At 61.4% G+C, this 1,279-nt stretch carries 1 protein-coding gene; it reads right to left on the bottom strand.

Annotation, left to right across the window (positions count from 1 at the left end; genetic code table 11):
• Positions 1–79: 79 nt before the first annotated feature.
• Positions 80–1,009 (bottom strand): IS110 family transposase, encoded by a 930-nt coding sequence (locus ASD32_RS24735; protein ID WP_060640704.1) that lies wholly within the window; start codon positions 1,007–1,009, stop codon positions 80–82.
• Between the last annotated feature and the right edge of the window lie 270 nt (positions 1,010–1,279).

The following is a 1,279-nucleotide window of genomic DNA, read 5'->3' as shown; positions in this document are numbered from 1 at the left end:
CCGCTGCTCGTAACGACAGAGAATCACAACCACAGAATTTTGCAACGGTTCCCAGCGGGGAGAGCGACTGTCTTGTTAGTCAAGCGTCTTGCCATGGCTTTTGATCCCGGATGATGGCGTTTAGGATTGTGAGCAGTTTTCGCATGGTTGCGACGATGGCGACGATTTTGGGTTTTCCGGCGGCGACGAGGCGGTCGCGGAATGTTTTGAGTATCGGATTGTGTCGGCTGGCGACGAGGGCGGCCATGAACAGCACGGCCCGCACCTTGCCCCGGCCGCCGCCGATAAAGCTCTTGCCCTTCCATTGGCCCGATTGCCGGGTCCACGGCGCAAGCCCTGCCAGCGAGGCGATCTGGCGACGATCGAGACTGCCGAGTTCTGGCATTTCGGCCAGAAGTGTACGCGCTGTTGTCGAGCCTACGCCTGGAACCGAGACAAGTAGCCTCTCGCGCACCCGCCAGAGCGGCGACTTGCGGATATGGCTGTCCATATCTGCGTCCAGGCTTTCCAGCTCGCGCCGCAGAGCAGCCAGTAATCGCCTGATGCTCTTCTGCGCCTGCTGAGCCTGAACCATGCGCAGCCGGTTCTCCTCGGCCACGATCATCTGCACGATCTGGCGCCTGCGGGCGACAAGTTCGGACAGAGCCTGCGTTTCGGCATCCCGCAATGGCCTTATCTCAGGGTGTGTCGCCGCCACGAAGGCTGCGATCACTGCCGCATCGATCGGATCAGTCTTGGCCCTGCGGCCAATCGCATTGGCGTAGGCGCGGACCTGCGCCGGATTGACCACCAGCACCGCAAAACCCGCCGCTGACAGGCCCGCCACCGTCAGCGTTTCGAAGCCGCCGGTCGCCTCGAGCGCAACCACATCGGCGCGCTCCGTCTTCAAGCGAGACACCAGCTCCTCAAGGCCGGCATGGCTGTTATCGACGAAAAACACTTCGCCGGACGGGGTCACGGCGATGTCCAGACGATCCTTTGAAACGTCGATGCCAATAATGATATCCATCTTATCCCATCCTTGCCTAATCGGGCTTTGCTTTCGCAAGCGGCCCTGGCGACTGTTCGGGTTCGATGGAACGGCGGACGGAGAACCGGGCTCTCCCACGGGCTTGGTGTCCCAAAGGTGCGACGGTCTTCCTTCCGCCACCGCAACAGGCATTACAGCGCCAATCGCGGTCAAAGGGAAGTTACAAAGGTGGCGCGAAGCGCCGGATGAGGGGGCCAAGTGCTCAGAATGTGCCGAACCACCCCCTCATTACCTCGCATCCGCTCGGCA

This window comes from Rhizobium sp. Root483D2 (assembly GCF_001426685.1).
GTDB classification, from domain to species: Bacteria; Pseudomonadota; Alphaproteobacteria; order Rhizobiales; family Rhizobiaceae; genus Pararhizobium; species Pararhizobium qamdonense.
The sequence above is the reverse complement of the archived record's forward strand: the minus strand, read 5'-3'. Positions and strand labels throughout refer to the sequence as shown.

Excerpts from the sequence above, each read along its gene's own strand:
- ASD32_RS24735 (WP_060640704.1), bottom strand. The coding sequence starts at position 1,009 with ATGGATATCATTATTGGCATCGACGTTTCAAAGGATCGTCTGGACATC.